The organism is Bradyrhizobium sp. BEA-2-5 (assembly GCF_032918025.1).
Taxonomy (GTDB): Bacteria; Pseudomonadota; Alphaproteobacteria; order Rhizobiales; family Xanthobacteraceae; genus Bradyrhizobium; species Bradyrhizobium pachyrhizi.
This window is the reverse complement of the sequence record NZ_CP136629.1, coordinates 3,130,194-3,148,683: the sequence shown is the minus strand read 5'-3', so window position 1 is coordinate 3,148,683 and position 18,490 is coordinate 3,130,194. Positions and strand designations below refer to the sequence as shown.

Genomic DNA, 18,490 nt, shown 5'->3' with positions numbered 1-18,490 from the left:
GAGAAATTGTCCCAGGGGCTGCAACATGGAGGAGACCTCAATTGCTACCAAGAATGTCGCGGGAAGAAGCGGAACTGTTCTTGTCGTTTGTGAGAAATAGCCGCGATTACGTCGAATTCGGAACCGGCGGAAGTACGGTCATCGCATCAAAGCATGTCACGAACTCGATACTGTCCATCGATTCCTCACAGGACTGGCTGGATCAGGTCGATCGTGCTTGCGCCTCGGCTCGTACGAAACCTCATTTGACGTTCATCGACATCGGACGGACCGGCGATTGGGGTTTCCCGGTTGACCCGTCAACAAAGCCGCGTTGGCCGGACTATCACTCGACCATCTGGAAAACGCCGCAAAGCGCCGATGCTGACCTGTATCTCGTCGACGGTCGTTTCAGGGTCGCATGCTTCGCCCAGATCGTCCTGCACTGCAGCCCGACTGCAATCATCGGCATGCACGACTTCAGCTCTCGCCCCGCCTATCACTGCGTAAGGGAGATCGCTCGCGAAATTGCGACGGCCGGCGACATGTCGTTCTTCATGCCGCTTGCGAAAAGAGATGCTGCCGAAGCCATATTGCAGTCGTTCAGCGGAGAGCCGTCCTAACCGGCGAGCTCTCCCGACCGACGTCGAAGGCGACGTTGCACCATGGCTTGCCGCCTGAGCGTTCAGGGCGGCAATGCCCCGACAAAGCAGCCGGATCCAACCTCAGGAAGGCAGCGTTTGCGCGCATAGCGCGTCGAAGGATGCAGCGAACTCGGCAAAGACGCGCTCCTCGGCGGGCGACGCAAATTCAACTTTGCCCGACTGGTCAATTCGCATCGACCCCGTTCCCAAGGGAGCCGTCTCGGGACCGCGGTCTTCCCGAAGAGAGAGCATCCGCTTGATCTCGGTCACGTACAGCTTCTCGTTCTCTGTCGCTCGCGATATATCCCGTTCCAACACTTTCTCGACGGAGTCCCCGCGTTGCATGAATCCGCGGGCAATCAGCTTGTTCAGATTGGCGCGGATCCTCTGCGCGGGCGACAAGGTCGCCATATGCAGCAGGAAAAATCCGAACAACGGCGCGGGCGCCTTCTTTCCCTTGGCGATCTGGCAGTTGTGATTCACCTCTCCCGAGAAAGGCGCGGCAGCCGAGCGGATCAAAGGCTTGCCCCAGGTGAGGCCATTGCGGAGCGTGCCCAAATCGGTACCGCACAACATCCTGTCGCGATAGGAAGGCGCGTTGTACAGCCAGGTCGATGGGATAAACGCACCACCTTCATTGTCGTTCAGGTGACGCAATATCGAAGCGTCGCTCGTGAAGCGCTCGCCATCATAGAACGCCAGAAACTCGTCCGTATCCAGGAAGCAATGGAAATCGGAAGAAGCCGACAGGCTGGCGTACAGTTCCTCGAAGTTTTTGGGATTGTGCAGATTGTTGTGAAATCCGCCGAAGCTCGCGATCAGCAAGTCCGGCCCCAGCTCTTCGTAAACCGACAAGACCTTGCTGTCGGCAGATCCATTGTCGAAAATGATCAGGTTCGCGTCGCCCACGATCTTCCTGTGATGGTCCACCCAATCCGCAAGGAAAAACGGATCATCCTTGGTCTTGAGGACGATCTTGAGCGCTCCACGGCTGCTCCGGATGCGATCGCAAATCGCCGTAGATTCATTTTCCCATGCAACCAGCTGCATCAAACACGGTCCCTGTGCGTTGCAATCAACATCGACTGGTTTTAGCCAATCTAAGCTCATCGCGCAGAAAAAGTTTGGCCCATCATTAGCCGCACTGTCAGTTGATCATTAGGGCGTTTTTGAAGAGAATCAACAGGATGTTTGGGAAAACAACGGCGAGCGCTCGAAGATGCTGACACGACGATTGTTCCTGGCCCTGGGCTCAGCTGGAGCCCTTAGCTATACGGTTACGCGCGCCCTCGCCGCCAAGCAGGTAGCTGCGCGCACGGACCGGCCTCTGGTGGGCGCGCTCCGGTGGGACGCCTGGTATGCTCCCGGATCAACGCCAACCAAGGCGGTTGAAACATCGCTCTCTCCCCAGCAGTACCATTGGCGAGTTCCATTCTTTGCGAAGGAAACCACCGGAAAGAGCCGCAGTGAGGTTGCCTTTCCGGAGATCACGCAACAAACGATCGACAAGGAAATCAAGCAGGCCGTATTCGCAGGCATCGACTACTGGGCCTTTGTCGCCTACGGCTCCGCCGATCCGATGTCGAGGGCTCTGAAAGTCTTCAGGGAAAGCCCGATCAAGAACGAGATCTCGTACTGCATCTTTACCGAGTTCCCTCGATGGGGCTCCCACGACAAGGTAAGCCCGCTGATTGACGAACACGTCAAGCTCATGGGCGACAGCAACTACCTGAAAGTAGCGGGCGGAAGACCGCTGTATTTTCTCGGCTTCATACATGTTGCCGACGTTGAGAAGCGATGGGGCGGGATCGAGAACCTTCGAGCCCAGATCGAGCAATTCAGAGCGCGGGTAAAGGCCGCGGGACACGGAGATCCGTACCTGGTGCTCACCGGCGACAAGAAACTGCTCAATGAACAGGGCGCCTTTCTAACTGCCGATGCGGTCAGCTCCTATGCCGGCGTTTACGGCAGCGTCCGTGGTTCGTATGCCGACCTCACGCGCGGCGCAGAGCGCGACTGGAATGAACTAGCCAAAAGCCGCCTTCCCGTCATCCCCACCGTGATGACCGGCTGGGACCGCCGTCCACGCATCGAACGCCCAGTGCCCTGGGAAGCCAAGCAGCGCCCGGGCGTGGGAATGGAAAACTTCTTCATTGCGCCGACCGGGCTGGAGCTGTCGGATCATCTGCGTCGCTCGATCGAATGGAGAGCTGCCCAGCCGGGTGAGATGAAGTCTCCTGCGATCCTGATTTATGCCTGGAACGAAAACGACGAAGGCGGATGGCTTGTCCCCACCTTGCCCTGCAAGACCGAGCGCCTGGAGGCCTTGCGCAAGGTCCTGAAAGACGCCCAATCCACGCAAAGGCCAAACCTTTGCTAGCTCCGATGTTGTGCGGCTGACGCCGTGAGCTTGTTCAGCCGTGATCTGGCGTCAGCCGCGTTGTGCTAGCGCCATTCAGCCGGGACCGTCCATTGGTTCAGCTCCACGGTCCTGTGCTCGGCAAGATAAGGCGCGTAGAGCTGCCGCATCCAGAAGCGGAAGTTCGGGTAATTCCTGATCAGCTTGTAGAAGGCGTCCCCCATGTTCAGCGGACTGAGACAGGTCCCGTTCTGTGGCTTGGACGTCATCGCGCGCAACGAATAACTTTGCATGCAAGCCCGCGTTTCGCTTTCGGCCACCGAACTTAGTCCGCGGAAGCTGTTGGTCGCATGCAATCGATACATGTACTGATCGGATTCCACGTATTTCGGCTCGACGATCGTGATCGCTCGCAGCGCGAATTCCCAATCGTGACAATATTTGAGGTCCGCGAACCACCCAGCCTGCCGCAATAGTTCGGCGCTCAACACAAAATTTCCCGTCGAGGCGGCTATCTGCGACTCCAGGAAGGACCACGACAGTGGGCGATCGGAGCTTACCGCTTGACTCGTTGCGTATCTGAGACGCGCCGGAAACTGAAAGCTCTTGATGGACTTCCCGTTCTCGTCGATGGGTTCGATCGCGGAGAAGCCGAAGAACAGCTTTTCAGCGCCATGGCGGCCGACAAATGTCTCGACCCGCTCCTTCGAAAAGGCGTCGTCCGAATTGAGCAGGAAGAGCATCTCGCCCGTTGCAAGGGACAGCGCGCGATTCCAGGTAAAGTGCGCTCCCATGTTGGTGGGATTCTTGAGCAATTTGCATGATGCAAAACGCTTTGCGAACGACTTCCGCTTCAGAACCCTTTCGGCCAGCTGGAAGCTGTTGTCCGGCGAATTGTCGTCGACGATGATCAGCTCGAGTTTGGGATAGGTCTGGTCGAAAACCGTCTCGAGACAATGCTCGAGATAGGCCTCGTGCTTGTAACAAGCAATCACCACGCTGGCTAACATAGGACTCTCAACTCAATGCCGAACGACCAGGGAATGGCTTGATCCAACCAGCAGGTTTTCTCCTTCGCCAACCTCAAGCATCGAAAGCCTGTACTCTCCGTCCGGCAGTCCCTTAAGCATGAAGCTGACCTCGAAGCCGAAGCAGCACTCGCGAGCGGTCGCCTTCATATACTCCGTGACGTCCATTCGCTCGTGCCAATCGATGACGAGGCAGTACCCGCTCTTGCCGGCGTTCGTCTCTCCTTCCGGAGACAACACCAGAAACGAAATGCGGTTTCTCAGGGGCTCGAAGCCATCCTTGGCAAAAACCCACCCTCGGACCAGCACTCTGTAGCGCGGGTCCACCACCACGCGCTCCTCCGTTTGCGAATTGATGTTCTCGATCACAAACATGGAGCCATCCGGACTTGCGATGGCTCCCTCGATTTCGACCGGCAAGCCCTCGCGAATGCTCTGGAATCCGGTGAGCGCGACTTCATTGCGCTGCAGATTGGCGAGTACTTCGACATGAACTGCAGCACTCTTGATCGTCTGCTCGAGCTCCGACCTGCTCAAGCAGTCCAGCAGTGCGGAGTTCGCGCGCAGTTCTGCCGAGATCGAACTCGCCGGCAGACACACGTCTGACGACGTCGAGATAGGCACGGCCGAAACGCGAGTCCGGCTCCAGGTGGGCTCCCTCGGCCCACTCGTTCCACGAATTGATGAACACGATCGGCTGTTCGAAAGAACTCCGGCGCGCCCGCTCGGTCGCCTCACGAAGCCAGACTTCGAATGCCTCAGGGCTTGATCTGACGAACACATGTCCACGCGAGCCCTTGCGCGGCGTGTTGTCCCAGCGCGGCATCACGGTTGGAAAGAACGGAAACTCATAGACCTTGCCGAGCGTCGAGCGCATGGCTTCAAGATAGTCGTAGAGCTTGCCGGAGAAATCCGGCGGCGTCTCGACCTCCGCCCGGCTCAGCTCCCGCGCATTGACGGTATGGGGCGGGAATTCCACGGCGGCATCGCAATGGAATTCTCGTGGATCAAACTCGCCGAAGGTCATCGCATTGCAAATCAGCAGCTCGCCGATGCCGAGTTGCCTTGCACGCACACGCCAGGTCTGGAACAGGCGCTCCTTGTCCGGGATCAGCGAGGGACGGTAGACGAGAAGGATCTTGCGACCGTCGACCGTGATGTAGCGATCATCCAGCAAGATATCGGCCATATCGTCGATGAAGCGGACATCATCCTCGAGGGAGTGGTTCTGACCGAGCAGGAGTTCGGTATCAGAACCATCCCATCGCCGTGACCAGTTTTCGTTCGCCCAGCAGATGCAGAACGGAATGTTCGGCTCTCCGTCCTCCAGCAATAGCCGCAGCGGCCGCTCCAGCAATCTTCGCCCCTGAAACCAGTAGGCGTAATAGCAAAAGCCATGAACGCCGTAACGGCGAGCCAGGTCTGCCTGTTGCTGGCGAGTCTCGACCAATCTCATGTCGTAGAAGCCGAGATCCGCGGGCAACCACGGAGACTGGTGCGTGGGAAACTGCGGACGCATCTGGGAGACGTTGGTCCATTCGGTGAAGCCAGGACCCCACCAACGGTCGTTCTCCGCGAATGAATGGAATTGCGGCAGGTAGAAGCAAACGTAGCGCACCTCCTTCACGGAGGCGGCGCCTGCCATGGCGGCAACCAGTTTCTTGTCGTTGTTCGGAAACAGCAGATCGTCGTAATCGTCGGTCGAAAAGCCGAGGGCGACGACCACCTCGTTCGACTCGAGTTTCTCGAACAGCGGTATTTCGTAATATTCGCCGTCGTTCAGGCTGATGCGCAGGTAGATCTGCACAGGCTTGCCTTCCAGCAGCGTATTTTTCAGGGCGCGAGCCAAACGACGGCGCATGCCTGGCGTGGACAGGTTGACGCGAAATCCGGGACGCCCGATCACTGTGTGCGGACCGACGCTGGCCGGCACCGACCGGCCCGTCCGTCCCTCTTCGACACAGTGGGAAGCAACAAAGAGCGATATCGCAACGGTCGATGCAGGCGATTGCGCATCCACGATCCAGCCGGAGATCACTCGCCCGGACTGCTCCAGGATCGCACCACGCAGCCTCGGTCCCGACTGGAGATCGCGGACATCGGGATCCAGGAATACGCTCTGCGATTGATCGTCCTGCTGAACCGGACTGGCAACGGGCAACATATCCTTCGTATCCCTGACGCTCCGTTCCACCATCTTGTTCATCGCTTCTCAATCTCCTACCAACGTCTAACGCTGGTTCCAGTTTCTTTATCAGCCGTGCGGAAGATCGATATCCCGAGATCGCGTTGCCGTTCGAGCCTGCCCCGGATCGTGACCTGATGCTTATCAGTCAACTTCACACAACCACAATGAGTATTTGTTGGCGATGGCCACATTAACGCAATCTCTCTGTCGTCGATATGAAAGCCATCGTTAGTTCTGCCCAGATTGTCACGCGAAGCTGCCTGCTTCGCCGCCTTCGCGCCTAAAAACAAAGCCGCGGCTCAGCATCTGCGACCGCGTGCGAAGCTCGCCTCCAACAATCTCAGCCAACGCTCTCGCCCATTGCCTGCAGACGACGTCGCGCGCCTTCGTTGTTCTGCTGTGCCGCTTGTCGATACCAGTGCAACGCCTGATCGCGATCCTGCGCGACGCCGTCGCCGGCGCGCAGTGCATCGCCAATCGCGAGTTGGGCTTCGACCATGCCCTGCTTCGCCGCGGCCTCGAACCATTCGGCCGCCTTCGCCGGATCGGCATCGCGCCCCTGTCCCCGGCCGAGCATCACGGCAAGGTTGTATTGCGCCGTCGTGTGCCCCTGGCGCGCCGCCGCCTCGTACCACGTGACGCCCTTGGCCAGGTCCTGCTCGACGCCCTGCCCGGTGCAATACATCACCGCAAGCTTGAACTGCGCCGCGGCATTGCCGCCGTCCGCAGCCTTGACGATCCAGCCGGCGGCGGCCTGCGGATCCTTGAGGCCGCTCTTGGGATCGGAATACAGCAGCGCCAAAGTGTGCTGGGCTTCGACGTGACCGGCGCCTGCCGCACGTTTGAACCATTGGGCTGCGGCCGGAACATCGACGGCGCCGCCGGATCTTCCCATGTGAAGCCCGCCCAGCTGAAATGCCGCGGACGGATGGCCGGCCTCGGCAGCGTCGGCCAGCAGCGCACGTGCCTGCGCAAGACGCTCCGCGGACGGTTCATCCTGGATAAGAAACATCGCATAGGCCATCTTCGCATCGGCATCGCCGCCGTCGGCCGCCTTGCTAAGCCACTCCGCCGCGCGCGCTTGATCGCGCGGCACGCCGTTGCCCGCCGAGTAGAGCCGACCGAGTTGCACGCCTGCGGCGCTAATGCCTCCCTCGGATGCGCGCTCGAACCACTTGATCGCAGTCGCGACATCGCGCGCCACGCCCCTGCCATTGAGATAGAACACCGCAATGTTGTGAGCCGCCGTGGCATGGCCGCCCTCCGCCGCACGCTCGAACCATTTCGCAGCCTGACGGATGCTGGGCGGAACGCCGGTGCCGGTGGCATAGAAGCGTCCGGTCAAGAACTGCGCCTGCGTATCGCCGCGCTCGGCCGCCTTCTCGTACCAATACGCCGCCTCGCGCAGATCCGGCTCGGCGGCAGTCCCGAGCGCATAGAACTCGGCGAGCGCCTGGACCGCCGGCAGGTAGTCCTTCCGCGCCGCCTTGCGCAATGCGGTCTCGGCCCTGTCGAGATCCTTGACAGCCCCTTTGCCGCTCAACCGCAGCAGTGCAATGTTGTAGAGCGCGATCGTATCGTCATGGGCAGCGGCGCTCTGGAACAGCCGTGCGGCCTCTTCGACATTTTCGGGAAGCCCAGTACCCTTGAGGCACATGAAAGCCAGCGCAACCTGTGCGCGAACGTGTCCCTGCTCGGCGGCCTTGTGATACCAGATCGCGGCCTGCGCGAAATCGACGGGAACGCCGCGGCCCTGATAATACACATCGCCGAGCGCGAATTCGCCGGACGCCGCTTTCTGCTCGGCCGCGGCCTGATACCAGCGCAGGGCAGCAGCGTGATCCCGCACGCACCCTTGCCCGTTGGCGTACATGTTGCCGAGAATCGATTGCGCCTCCGCCTTGCCGGCTTCCGCCGCCACCGACATCCAGAGGAATGCGGCATCGACGTCCTTGGCCACGCCGATCCCGTTCGGGAAAACCAGATCGTGGAGGTTGATCGCCTTGTCGCCGAGACGGGCCGCCGTGGATTGCCGCCACATCTCGGGCCTGTTCGGTCCGAGCGTGGCCTTGACCCCGTTGAGATAGATCAGGCCAAGCTGGAATTGCGCATCCAGATGTCCTTTCAGCGCGGCGCGTTCATACCACGCGACCGCGTCCGGAATGCTGCCGATGACGCCCTCGTTCCTCGCATAGAGCAGCCCGATCCGGTAATCCGCCTCCGGGTTGCCCGCCCGCGAGGCAAGCCGCCAAAAGCGCAAGGCTTCAAGGTATCGCCCGTTCTCGTAAGCCTCCAGTCCCCGTTCAAACTGCTTTGAGTCTGAACGGGAGGAGTCGGGGCGGAACAACTCGAGCAGGGATCTCGCAGACTCCATCATGGCTCGCGCATCGCTTCCGTCATGCCGCGCAGCATGTCGCTGAGCAGATACATCGCCACCGAACGGGTGCCGACATTGACGTCACCCTGCAGCGTCATGCCGGGGATGAGGCGGAAATTCTTCGGAACATTGGTGAAGTTGGTCTGGTCGACCGAGCATCGCGCCTTGTAATAGGCGTCGACGGGCTTTCCGTCGTCGTCAGTGGTGAAGGCGCCTTCGCTGATCCAGCGTATCTTGCCCTGCGCCGTGCCGTGCTCCGCCGCGTTGAAGGCATCGACCTTCAACGTGCAGGGGTCATTCGGCCGGATAAAGCCGACGTCGCGGGACAACACCTGAATCTCCGCCTCGAGCCGCGTCTTGAGCGGCATCAGCGTGATGAAGGGATCACCCGGCTTCAGCACGGATCCGACCGAGAGCTTGGCGAGGGTGAGGACGACCGAGGGCTCGGCAGCCGTCCACCGGACCAGGTCCTGATGCTTGATGGCCTTGTCGTAGGATGCCCGGGACGTATCCAAATTGTTGCGCGTCGTGACCAGATCCTGGCTCAGCTGCGCGTTCCATTGCTCGATGAAGGCCTTGCGATCGGCCCTCAGCGAGTCGAGCTGGTGTTGCGCCTCCAGCAGCGTGTTGTGTGTGTTGTCGATCTGACGCAGTAACTCCAGGCGCGTATCCTGCGACAGATACAGGTTCAGCTTGGAGCCGCTGCCGCTTTCGGCAAGGGTCGAGCGCATGTCCTCGATCTTGCCGGCGATCTCGGCGCGTTGACCATATCGCTCGTCGTCCTTCTTCGCCTTCAGGATCGTCGCCTCGGTCTGGCTGATCTTGGAATCGTAGCTGGTCACCTGCGCGCCGTACTGGGCGATGCGCTGGTCGTAGAGCGCCTTCTGCAAGGCGTTGTACCGGGCGGCATCGGCATCCTTGGCGTCGCCATACGACAGCGGCTTTCCGGACAATTCGGCCTCGTCACGGGCAACCTGCGCCTCAAGGCTCGCGATCTGCAGCTTGTACTGGGTGACATCGGCCGCGGTGAAGGTCGAGTCGAGGGTCGCAAGCAATTGTCCCGCGTCGACCTGCTCGCCTTCCCGAACATCGATCGTCTTGATGATCGAAGGGTCCAGGGCCTGCAGCACGTTGATCTGATCGACCGGAACGATCTTGCCCCGGACGCTGGTGATCACACGATCGAGGCGCGTCAGGCACATGATCGCCACGATGGATACCAGCAGCGCCGACAGCACGAACAGCGTCGCGCGGGCCATCATCGGCTCGGGCGCCTCGCGGATGGCGTCGGTTTCGGACTGGAACTGGCGAACGGTCGCGAGCGAAGCTTGGTTAGGAGACAAGGGTCGGACTCCTGAAGTTAGGCTTGTCGTTGCGGCCCGTCGGAACAAGATGCGTGTTCTGCTGGTACCAGAGCGAGCTGTAGATGTCGTTTCGCTCCAGAAGTTCCTCGTGGCGACCGATATCGTTGACCACGCCGCGATTGAGCACGAGGATCGCGTCGGCCTTCGTCAGCGACGACAGGCGATGCGAGATGATGATCAGCGTGCGGCCATGCGCGATCCGCGAAATGTTCGCATTCACGATCGTCTCGCTCTCGGCATCGAGCGCGCTGGTCGCTTCGTCCAGGATCAGGATGGGCGGATTGACGATCAGCGCGCGCGCGATCGCGAGGCGCTGGCGCTGCCCGCCGGAGAGGTTGGTGGAGCCCTCGTAGACGTAGGTCTCGTAGCCCCGCGGCAGCTTGTCGATGAATTCCTCGGCGCCGGCCAATCGCGCCGCCCTGACGACGTCGTCGAAGGTCGCGTCCGGCTTTGCCGCAGCAATATTCTCGCGGATCGTGCCGCTGAACAGGAAGTTCTCCTGCAGCACGACGCCGACGTTGCGCCGCAGATGGTCGACATCGTATTCGCGAACATCGATACCGTCGACCTTGATCAACCCGCCATAGTCGGAGTGCAGGCGCTGCAACAGCCGCGTGATCGTGGTCTTGCCCGAGCCGCTCTTGCCCATCACGCCGAGCGTCGTGCCGAGCGGAATCTCGAAGGAGATATTGTTCAGCGCCGGCGACACCGCGCCCTTGTACTTGAACGTGACGCCGGAGAACTCGATCAGACCCTTCAACGGAACCCGCACGCCATGGCCGGAGCGTCCCTCCTCAGGCGCCTGATTCACCAGATTGCCGACGATGGTGACCGCCGTGCGCGCCTCGTCATACTGGTTGATGAGCTGGGCCATCTTCATCAGCGGGCCGGCAACACGCTGCGACAGCATCAGAAAGGCAAACAGCGCCCCGACATAGACCGGATCGCCGCTCGATACGGCGAGGTAGACGCCGAGTGCATAGGGAGCGCTGACCGCCAACCGTTCCAGCGGACGGACCAGCGTCTGGATCGCGTTTCCAGTCATGCCTTCGGCAAGACGCGCCTTGGCGGCGCGCGCAACGAGCACATCCCACATGTGCCGCTGGCGCGTGTCGAGCGCCAGCGATTTGATGGTCCTCATGCCGTTCAGGCTCTGGATCAGAAACGCCCCCTGCGCGCCTTCGGCGGCAAGAACCGCCGAGGAGCTCCTCCGGTACACGGGCAGCATCAGGATGAGCCAGACCACGATCATTGCGGCAAAGCCCAGGACCATCAGCGTCATGATCGGGCTGAAGAAGAACATGACGGGCAGGAAGAAGATCAGCGTCGTCGAATCGAGGACCGTCCCGAACAACTGCCCGGTCAGGAAGCCGCGGATCCGGAACACTTCGCGGATGTCCCGGGAAATCAGGCCGACGGGATTCTGCTCGAAATAATCGATCGGCAGATTGAGCACCTTTTCGAACACGTAGGTCGACAATTTGACGTCGAGGCGTGCCGTCAAGCTCTGAACGAGGTATTGCCGCAGGAACGAGAACGCCGTCTCGAACAGGATGATCACCAGCATCGCAACGCACAGCACGTAGAACGTATTGTACGCCTTGTAGAAAATGACCTTGTCGGACAGCAGCCTCCAGAACATGATCGGTGCCAGCCCCATGAAGCCCAGGACCAGCGCCGCGATCGCGACGTCGCGCATGATGCGCCGTTCGCGGAACACCAGGGCGACGACAAAACCGAAGCTGAACGGCTGCGTCTCGTCCGAAATCTCATAGTCGCGCTTGGCCATGACGACGTCGCCCGACCAGATGTCCTCAAAGCGCGGTTGATCGATGACGAGCAGCGCGTCCTCGCTCGCATTCGGATCCTGCAGAACCACCCGGGAGCTGTTCTCGTCGCCTTCGAGGCGCAGCAGCACCATGTGGCTGCCGTCGCGCAGCCGAACAATGGCCGGCAGCGCCCTCTTGAGATGGCTCAGGCCCTTCCAGTCCAGCGTGACGGCCTTTGCCGTCATGCCCGAGGAATTCGCGCACTTCAAAAGCTCGGCCAGCGTGACTTCCTGATCGCCCAGGAGGTTGTCGTGGATCAGCTGGGACGGGGTCAGATGCAAACCATGCTGTCTTGCCACGATGACGAGACAAGCGAGGCCCGAAGGTGGCAGCGCCTCCACCGAAGGTGCGCCGACGAGCGAGAGGTGTTTGGTCATGGATGCCTCGAAGTTTCGACTGCGCAAGGTCCGGTCCCCAGCGAGATATAACTTATCACTGTTAGTTCGCTAACGCAGCATTTTCAGTGCGTCACCCGAAAAAGATATGTTTCACGGCAGGCCGCGAAGCCAGTTTCGAGCACGTTCTCGTGCGACTTAACCAGGGAACCTTATAACATTGTTTAACATCGACAAGTCACGAGTCTGCGGTCACCGTCTCCTGGAAGTCGAATCCGCAGGCCTCCAGCTGTGGCCTGATCCGCTCATCCCTGGCCTCCGGCATGAGCGCCAATGCGCAGATCTCAAAATTCCCGCTCCGAACGGACACCGTCGGGAAGCCGGCGCTGAGCAACAGGTTCCCCATCCGCTCGGTCGAAAAGCCGGTCTTGTGCGCCATGTAGTGGCGCCCTTGCTCGATCGCGCCGGAATGCCCGTAGATCATGTCCAACGGCCGGATCGGACCTGCCGGCGAGACATAAGCGATCGCGCCGAGGCCGCGCGTCAACATGTGCTGAGCGACCGCCTCGAGGTCAGGAGACATGATCAGTGCGAATCCGTCCGGCTTGAGGACTTGGCGGAACTGGACGAATGTGGGGTGAACCTCATGGGCATAGAGATGCTCCATGACATGGGAACACCAGATCGCGTCGAACGAGGCCGCCGGGAACAATCGGGCAAGATCGGTAATCGACCCGACGACGTCGGGGTTCACGCCGCCGTCGACGTCTAATCGAATCTCGTCCCATTCATGCGATGTCAGGAGCGGCTGGATGCGCTTGGTAACCGTCGATCCAGCGCCGGCATTCAGCATTTTTTTCTTGGCCAATTCGAGAGCTCCGCGGGTTCGTTAAGCGGCTGAGTTCTGCAGCGATCGTTCGTCTTGACCAAAGGTGCCAGGGCCGCAGATAGCCATCGGCCACAACTCCGTTGCGTCAAGCGAGCGGCACGGCTTTACAAAAGCTACGTGGTCCGAATGTGACGGACTAACTTCTAACATCCATTGGCGGAAATGCCCGGGGCGGAACTTGTGATCGATTTGATACATCTGACGCGGATCGGTCGACAAGGTTCCAATCGGGATGTGCGCATGCGCTTCTCCTGACGCGACCCGTCGAACTCATCGCAGGTGCTCATGATCATCAACCGCAGCGTATTCGATCATTCAATCAACCATTCCTGACGGGCCATGCCGACGATCAAAGAAAAAGCGCCGCCTCAACCTCTGTTGGGGCGGCGCTTTCGCTTAGTGCAGACCTAGGATCTTACAGCTTGGTCGAGTTACCATCGTTGAAGATCAGGTATTCGATGTTGCTGATCTGGGTCACCTGACCATTGCTGAAGGTGATGTCCATAGAACCGTTCGATCCAGAGCTGATGTCGCTCACGTCGGTCGAAGCGTGATCCAGGAAGGTCAGGGAGTCCTTGTTGCCGCCACCGCCATCGATGGTGTCGCTGCTGGTGGCGTTGTTCAGGTAGAAGTAGTCCTGACCGGAGCCGCCAACCATCGAGGCCGTACCGGTGTCGGAGCCGACGAACGAGTCCTTGCCGTCGCCGCCGATCAGGGTCTGCGTGCCGGAGCCGGCAACCAGCGTATCGTTGCCGGAACCGCCATGGAGCGTGTCGTTGCCGGCACCGCCATAGAGCGAGTCGTTGCCGGCACCGCCATCGAGCGAGGTCGCGTGCGACGCATCGCTGCCCGAGTAGAGCACGTCCTTGCCGTTGCCGCCGGACTCAGCAGCAGTCTGGGCACCGCCGACAAGGAGATCGTTGCCGTTGCCGCCATGCAGCGTGTCGATACCGGAACCGCCATACAGCGAGTCGTTGCCGGCGCCGCCGTCCAGGCTGTCGTTGCCCGCACCAGCGTACAGCGCATCGTTGCCCTTGCCGCCATCCAGCGTGCTGGAATTGCCGGCGGTGCTGCCGGACGCCAGCACATCGTTGCCGTTGCCGCCGCTCAGCTGCGACGAGCTGCCGCCGTAAAGCGTGTCGTTGCCGGAGCCACCGTTCAGCGTGTCGGCACCGGAGCCGAACAGCAGATCGTTGCCCTTGCCGCCATCCAGCGTGCTGTGGCCGGAGACGTTGTCGACCAGCACGTCGTTGCCGGAGCCTGCATCGATCGAGTCGTGACCGGCACCGCCGAAGATAGTGTTGTTGCCGGAGCCGGTGAGAACCGTCGTGTCGCCGGTGTTGTTGATGAACACCTGATCGTTGCCGTGGCCGGTCGCGACCAGCACCGGGGTGCTGCCGTTCACCGTCAGCGTGACGTCCTGGTTGGTGTCCTCAATGATCGCCTTCAGGTTGGCGTCGGTGTTAACAGTGTTAACGGGGTTGGTTTCGATCAGAACATTGGCGTTCGGATCCGGGTTGGTGATCCCAGCCCCCTCCTGCACCGGAATCGTCGCGCCGTTGTCCGGGCTGGTGTATCCGATCCCCGCGTTGATCAGATAGTCAAGAATCTGTTGCTGGGTCGAATGATCGATCGTGGAGTTGATCGCCGCTTTGAGGTCGGTCTGGTCTAGATTGTAAGTCGCCATCGATGTAGCCCCTGCTTGGGATACGAGGATTCAAGCCGCTCGCCCACACTTAAGCTGTTGATTCACAACTGGTTTGTTGCGATGCAACCCAAATGTGGACCCAGGTTACGAACTTGTTAAGTCCATTGTTAAGTCCGCTAGGCCGGAGTGTCAATCAGCAATGCGCTGTTAACACCTGGTTCCCTGAGATTTATGTGAGACTTAGCACTACTTCGGATGCACTATAACATTCAACGCAGGCCAATCGCCAATGTTAGCCGCGACGCAAAAAAGGGTAGCGATTATACGGGGTTTCACGGGGGCCCGGGACACCGCGGGAGCGCGGAATTTCACTGATGCCGTGAGCGCTTCGACGCGATTTTCCGATCTGAAAAAAATATTTCTGCATCGCATGAGACGTTTTGCAAAAAAGCGTCAAACTTCGCTGCCGGCGCCCCACCGACCAGTGTTATAACGCCGTTTGGCAGCAGTTTGCGGGCTCGATCAAGCGAGATCCATGGAATCACCCGCAGAATCAGCGCCGTTCGACCGCGGGATCAAAACCTGGCGCGCGCCGATCAGACACCCTGATGTAACAAATTAACACCAGATTTGCCGCAATATGTTAGCGACGCCGCCATGGAACCGGCGGGACGATGCCCGATCGCGCGCAGAACTCCGACCTGCGACGATCATCCACCGGCGGCGCGTGCGTAGATGGCCTCGAGCAGCCGGCAGTTCTCGTCCGGCACGTAGCGCTCGAGATAGGCGGCTCGTGCGGCCCGTCCCCATCCGGCGGTCAGTTCGGCGGCGCCGAGAACCTCACTGATCCGCTTTCGGAGCGCGGCCGCGTCGCCCGGCGGCACCAGCGCGCCGGTCTTGCCGTCGCTCACCACCTCGGCAAGTCCGCCGATCTCGGAGGCGACGACAGGCGTGCCGCGCGCGAAGGCCTCGACCACGACCATCGGAAATCCTTCGTACCATAGCGACGGTACCACCAATGCCCTCGCATTCGCCATTTCCCGCAGCACCTCATCGCGCGAGAGCCCGCCCAGGAAGGTGACATGATCGGGCGCCCGAGCCTCCAACGCAGCACGCTCCGGTCCCTCACCCACGACGCGCAAGGGCACACCGGTCCCCGCAACGGCCTCGAGCAGCACGCCGACGCCTTTCTCGCGGCTCAGCCGTCCAACATAGAGCAGCCCGCTGCGCGGCGCCGTCGGATCGGGCGCCCCCGGATCGGCCATGAAGTTCGGCTTCACGTCGATCCGGTCGGCGTCGAAGCCGGCCTGCGTGAACAGGGTTTTGGCGAACTGCGTCAGCGCGATCAGGCGCAGACCGGGACGCGTCCAGGTGCCGCGGCGCTGGTGCTGCGCGATCATGTAGGCCGAGGCGATCGAGCCCGGAAGCGATCCGCGGTAGCAGCGGTGCACGACGCCCCAGAGATGTCCGCGGTCCAGACACTTGTGGCAAATGCGGCCATCGCGCAGCAGCATGCCGCCGGTGCAGATGCTGCGATAATTGTGCAGCGTCACCACCGCGGGTACGCATTTTTGCCGACAGAGATCGAATATCGCGGGCGACAGCAGCGGGAAGAAATTGTGGACGTGGACGACGTCAGGGCGAAAGCGATCGATCGCCTCAGCCACAACCCGCTTTCCCTCCGGATTATCGGCGATCGACAACGTGGTCGTGATGCGCGCGGCGAGCGAATTGATCGCCGCGTTGCTGACCGTGAGCGTTTCAACGCCGTGTCCAGCGGCGCGCAGCAGGTCGACTTCCGCTTCAAACACGACGTCCTCGCCGCCGCGTCCCTGATACCTGTTGTGAGCGACCAGGATCTTCATGATCCGGCCGGGTCTGAAAACCAGCGCAGCTCGGTCACCAGGCTTTGGCCGCCCGCGAGCGTACCGCAGCCGATCAAGGTCGTCGCCGGCACCCTGAGATCGAAGGACGGCGAATACCACCCGGCCGGCATGGCCTCGTCGCCCCGATACGCAATCCAGCTGAGGGCCGCCGGCAGATCGAGCTCGCCGCGCCCGCCCGGCCAAGCGAGCTGCGCCTTGTGCCCTTCGAGCTTGCATTCGACGTCGGGACCGAGATGCCAGCTGAGGCTCGCCGGCACCGCGAGCCCTTCATCAGCAAGCACGACATCGGTGACGACGAGCCGCGCCATCTGACGCTGCAATTGCGCCGAGCGGCGATGCACGACACCTGCTTCGTCGCGATATCCCGAATGCTCCGCGACCCAGCTCGCATCCGCATCGCGATCGTCCAGGCCGCTTGCTGCGACAAGCCGGCTCTGCGCATGCCGTGTCCAGAGAAACGGCCCGCCCGACACCGACTGGTCGCGCGCGAACAGGCAGAGCGTGTTGTGCGCCAGCGTGGAGCGGAAGTAGGCCCGCCATCGCGGGTCGCCATGGTAGCAATAGGTGCCGGGGTCGGCCAAGATCTCGACACCGCCGATCCTGCATTCGAGCGACAGCGCGTCCGCATGGGCGTGGGCGGCAATGCGGCCGAAGCCATGGGGGCCGTGGTCACAACGGCACCACACCGCGCGCTCGGAATCGATCAGAAAGGTCTGTCCCGCCCCCTCAAGCAAATGCGGGCGGCGCTTGGGCCGCCCGGCGATCGCACGGGCCCCGATGCCGTCGGTGAGCACAAAGCTACGCAGATCGGGCTCCGGCGATTGGGGCCACCATGGCAGAGCGCCGAACAGGCGCGCGCCGCTGCTGAGCAAGCCGAGCCAGCGATTGCCGGCGTGATCGTCGAGCAGCAGGCCGATGCCGTCGTCGCCATCGCCCTGCCGCGGCGGATGACCGCGATCGTCCAGCATCGCGGCAATGACGTCGCTCATGCGGCACATCGTAGTCCAGACCGCATCGCCAAGCGGATGTCCCGATGCTTCACCCTGCACTGCCGCCGCCAGCAGCAGTTCGAGAACAAAGCCATGATAGTCGGTCGCGAGCTCGCTGTTGCTGCCGCAGGCAAGCGTCTGAGCAACGGCTTCGTGTGCCAGTGTGGCGGCCGATTGCTCGCGCCATCGCGCACTGTCCTGGAAAAACGGAAACACGCAAGCCGCCACGAACTGCCCGGCAGCCTCCGCGATGAGGTGGTTGTTGGCCGAGGAGCCACGGCTTGGGAACTGTGACAGCCAGTATTGATGCGCATAGAGCTGCGTCAGGAACAGATCATTGTCCTCGAACAGCGCAGCAGCACCAGGCCAGGTCTGCAGCAGCTGGCGCACCCAGGCCCACGAGATCAGCCGCACGCCAAGCTCGATGCCGCTGATCCAGTGCGGGCCGCGCGGGAACGGATTTTCGCGCCACCAGCTCATCAGATGCTCGGCAGCGCGCCTGGCATAGCGCTCGTCGGAGGTCAGGTAGTACGCGGCCGCGAGCACCGTGAGATGGTGGTGACGCGAAGGCTCCCAGATGTATTTGATGTTTCCGACCGCGGTTTCGTCACGATAGGGAACAGCGAATGCGTGCACGCCGGCCGGCACCCGCTTGCCGCTTCTGGTATCGACGAACCAGTCGGGCCGTTCGCCGAGGGCCCCATGATCCCTGGCGAAAATCCGCCAGTGCCCGGCGAGAATCCGGTCGGCGCTGTGGATCAGCCGTTCGGCGGCCTGTCCCGGGGCGTGGGCCGGCAAAGGCAGCGGCTTCAGGCGCGGCTGCCGCGGGCCGGCAGCGAGCCTGGCGCCGGCACGCCGTGCGATATCCGGCGGAGTGATCCGCCAGAGCAAATGCAGCACCTGGTCATTCACCCGTCCCGCAAGCTCGGACGGCTCCATGCGCTGCAGCCTGCGCAGATACCAGGCCGGATTCAT

Annotated in this window: 13 protein-coding genes; 2 read left to right on the top strand and 11 right to left on the bottom strand. The window is 61.3% G+C overall.

The features are described from left to right. Window positions 1-53 precede the first annotated feature (53 nt). A complete protein-coding gene (locus tag RX327_RS14545) occupies window positions 54-602 on the top strand; it encodes a hypothetical protein (RefSeq protein WP_050387058.1) in 549 nt (182 codons plus the stop codon). Window positions 603-704: 102 nt separating this feature from the next. On the opposite strand, the gene RX327_RS14540 is transcribed toward RX327_RS14545, so the two are convergent. Next, on the bottom strand, window positions 705-1,673 hold the full coding sequence (locus RX327_RS14540; RefSeq protein WP_028331579.1) for a hypothetical protein: 969 nt from the start codon (window positions 1,671-1,673) through the stop codon (window positions 705-707). Window positions 1,674-1,842: 169 nt separating this feature from the next. Between RX327_RS14540 and RX327_RS14535 the strand changes: the two genes are divergently transcribed. Beyond that, window positions 1,843-3,003 carry a hypothetical protein gene (locus RX327_RS14535; protein WP_050387059.1) on the top strand — a complete coding sequence of 387 codons (1,161 nt, stop codon included), beginning with the start codon at window positions 1,843-1,845 and terminating at the stop codon, window positions 3,001-3,003. A gap of 65 nt (window positions 3,004-3,068) precedes the next feature. Here the strand turns inward: RX327_RS14535 and RX327_RS14530 are convergent, their stop codons facing one another. The 10 genes from RX327_RS14530 to RX327_RS14485 all read right to left on the bottom strand — a co-directional run bounded on the left by RX327_RS14530 (window position 3,069) and on the right by RX327_RS14485 (window position 18,490). Then, window positions 3,069-3,992, bottom strand: coding sequence for a glycosyltransferase family A protein (locus RX327_RS14530; protein WP_317250662.1), 924 nt, complete (start codon window positions 3,990-3,992; stop codon window positions 3,069-3,071). A gap of 12 nt (window positions 3,993-4,004) precedes the next feature. Continuing rightward, on the bottom strand, window positions 4,005-4,385 hold the full coding sequence (locus RX327_RS14525) for a hypothetical protein (protein WP_317250661.1): 381 nt from the start codon (window positions 4,383-4,385) through the stop codon (window positions 4,005-4,007). An 82-nt stretch (window positions 4,386-4,467) separates the two neighbouring features. Further along, window positions 4,468-6,216, bottom strand: a complete 1,749-nt coding sequence (locus RX327_RS14520) for a glycoside hydrolase family 99-like domain-containing protein (protein WP_317250660.1) — start codon at window positions 6,214-6,216, stop codon at window positions 4,468-4,470. A 322-nt stretch (window positions 6,217-6,538) separates the two neighbouring features. Continuing rightward, a complete protein-coding gene (locus RX327_RS14515; protein ID WP_050387061.1) occupies window positions 6,539-8,572 on the bottom strand; it encodes a tetratricopeptide repeat protein in 2,034 nt (677 codons plus the stop codon). Next, a complete protein-coding gene (locus RX327_RS14510) occupies window positions 8,572-9,918 on the bottom strand; it encodes an HlyD family type I secretion periplasmic adaptor subunit (protein ID WP_050387062.1) in 1,347 nt (448 codons plus the stop codon). Before RX327_RS14510 ends, RX327_RS14515 begins: the two co-directional genes overlap by 1 nt. Further along, a complete protein-coding gene (locus tag RX327_RS14505) occupies window positions 9,908-12,145 on the bottom strand; it encodes a peptidase domain-containing ABC transporter (protein WP_050387063.1) in 2,238 nt (745 codons plus the stop codon). Before RX327_RS14505 ends, RX327_RS14510 begins: the two co-directional genes overlap by 11 nt. A 196-nt stretch (window positions 12,146-12,341) precedes the next feature. Continuing rightward, window positions 12,342-12,956 (bottom strand): class I SAM-dependent methyltransferase, encoded by a 615-nt coding sequence (locus tag RX327_RS14500; protein WP_028331586.1) that lies wholly within the window; start codon window positions 12,954-12,956, stop codon window positions 12,342-12,344. Between the two features lie 451 nt (window positions 12,957-13,407). Next, window positions 13,408-14,679, bottom strand: coding sequence for a calcium-binding protein (locus RX327_RS14495; RefSeq protein WP_317250659.1), 1,272 nt, complete (start codon window positions 14,677-14,679; stop codon window positions 13,408-13,410). Between the two features lie 671 nt (window positions 14,680-15,350). After that, the gene (locus tag RX327_RS14490; RefSeq protein ID WP_050387065.1) at window positions 15,351-16,505 is read right to left on the bottom strand and encodes a glycosyltransferase; all 1,155 of its coding nucleotides are present in this window, start codon (window positions 16,503-16,505) and stop codon (window positions 15,351-15,353) included. After that, the gene (locus RX327_RS14485; RefSeq protein ID WP_050387066.1) at window positions 16,502-18,490 is read right to left on the bottom strand and encodes a heparinase II/III family protein; all 1,989 of its coding nucleotides are present in this window, start codon (window positions 18,488-18,490) and stop codon (window positions 16,502-16,504) included. Before RX327_RS14485 ends, RX327_RS14490 begins: the two co-directional genes overlap by 4 nt.

What these genes read in the sequence shown, in the direction of transcription:
- RX327_RS14545 (WP_050387058.1), top strand. Translation starts at nt 54, where the DNA reads ATGTCGCGGGAAGAAGCGGAACTGTTCTTGTCGTTTGTGAGAAATAGC.
- RX327_RS14540 (WP_028331579.1), bottom strand. Translation starts at nt 1,673, where the DNA reads ATGCAGCTGGTTGCATGGGAAAATGAATCTACGGCGATTTGCGATCGC.
- RX327_RS14535 (WP_050387059.1), top strand. Translation starts at nt 1,843, where the DNA reads ATGCTGACACGACGATTGTTCCTGGCCCTGGGCTCAGCTGGAGCCCTT.
- RX327_RS14530 (WP_317250662.1), bottom strand. Translation starts at nt 3,992, where the DNA reads ATGTTAGCCAGCGTGGTGATTGCTTGTTACAAGCACGAGGCCTATCTC.
- RX327_RS14525 (WP_317250661.1), bottom strand. Translation starts at nt 4,385, where the DNA reads ATGTTTGTGATCGAGAACATCAATTCGCAAACGGAGGAGCGCGTGGTG.
- RX327_RS14520 (WP_317250660.1), bottom strand. Translation starts at nt 6,216, where the DNA reads ATGAACAAGATGGTGGAACGGAGCGTCAGGGATACGAAGGATATGTTG.
- RX327_RS14515 (WP_050387061.1), bottom strand. Translation starts at nt 8,572, where the DNA reads ATGGAGTCTGCGAGATCCCTGCTCGAGTTGTTCCGCCCCGACTCCTCC.
- RX327_RS14505 (WP_050387063.1), bottom strand. Translation starts at nt 12,145, where the DNA reads ATGACCAAACACCTCTCGCTCGTCGGCGCACCTTCGGTGGAGGCGCTG.
- RX327_RS14500 (WP_028331586.1), bottom strand. Translation starts at nt 12,956, where the DNA reads ATGCTGAATGCCGGCGCTGGATCGACGGTTACCAAGCGCATCCAGCCG.
- RX327_RS14495 (WP_317250659.1), bottom strand. Translation starts at nt 14,679, where the DNA reads ATGGCGACTTACAATCTAGACCAGACCGACCTCAAAGCGGCGATCAAC.
- RX327_RS14490 (WP_050387065.1), bottom strand. Translation starts at nt 16,505, where the DNA reads ATGAAGATCCTGGTCGCTCACAACAGGTATCAGGGACGCGGCGGCGAG.
- RX327_RS14485 (WP_050387066.1), bottom strand. Translation starts at nt 18,490, where the DNA reads ATGAATCCGGCCTGGTATCTGCGCAGGCTGCAGCGCATGGAGCCGTCC.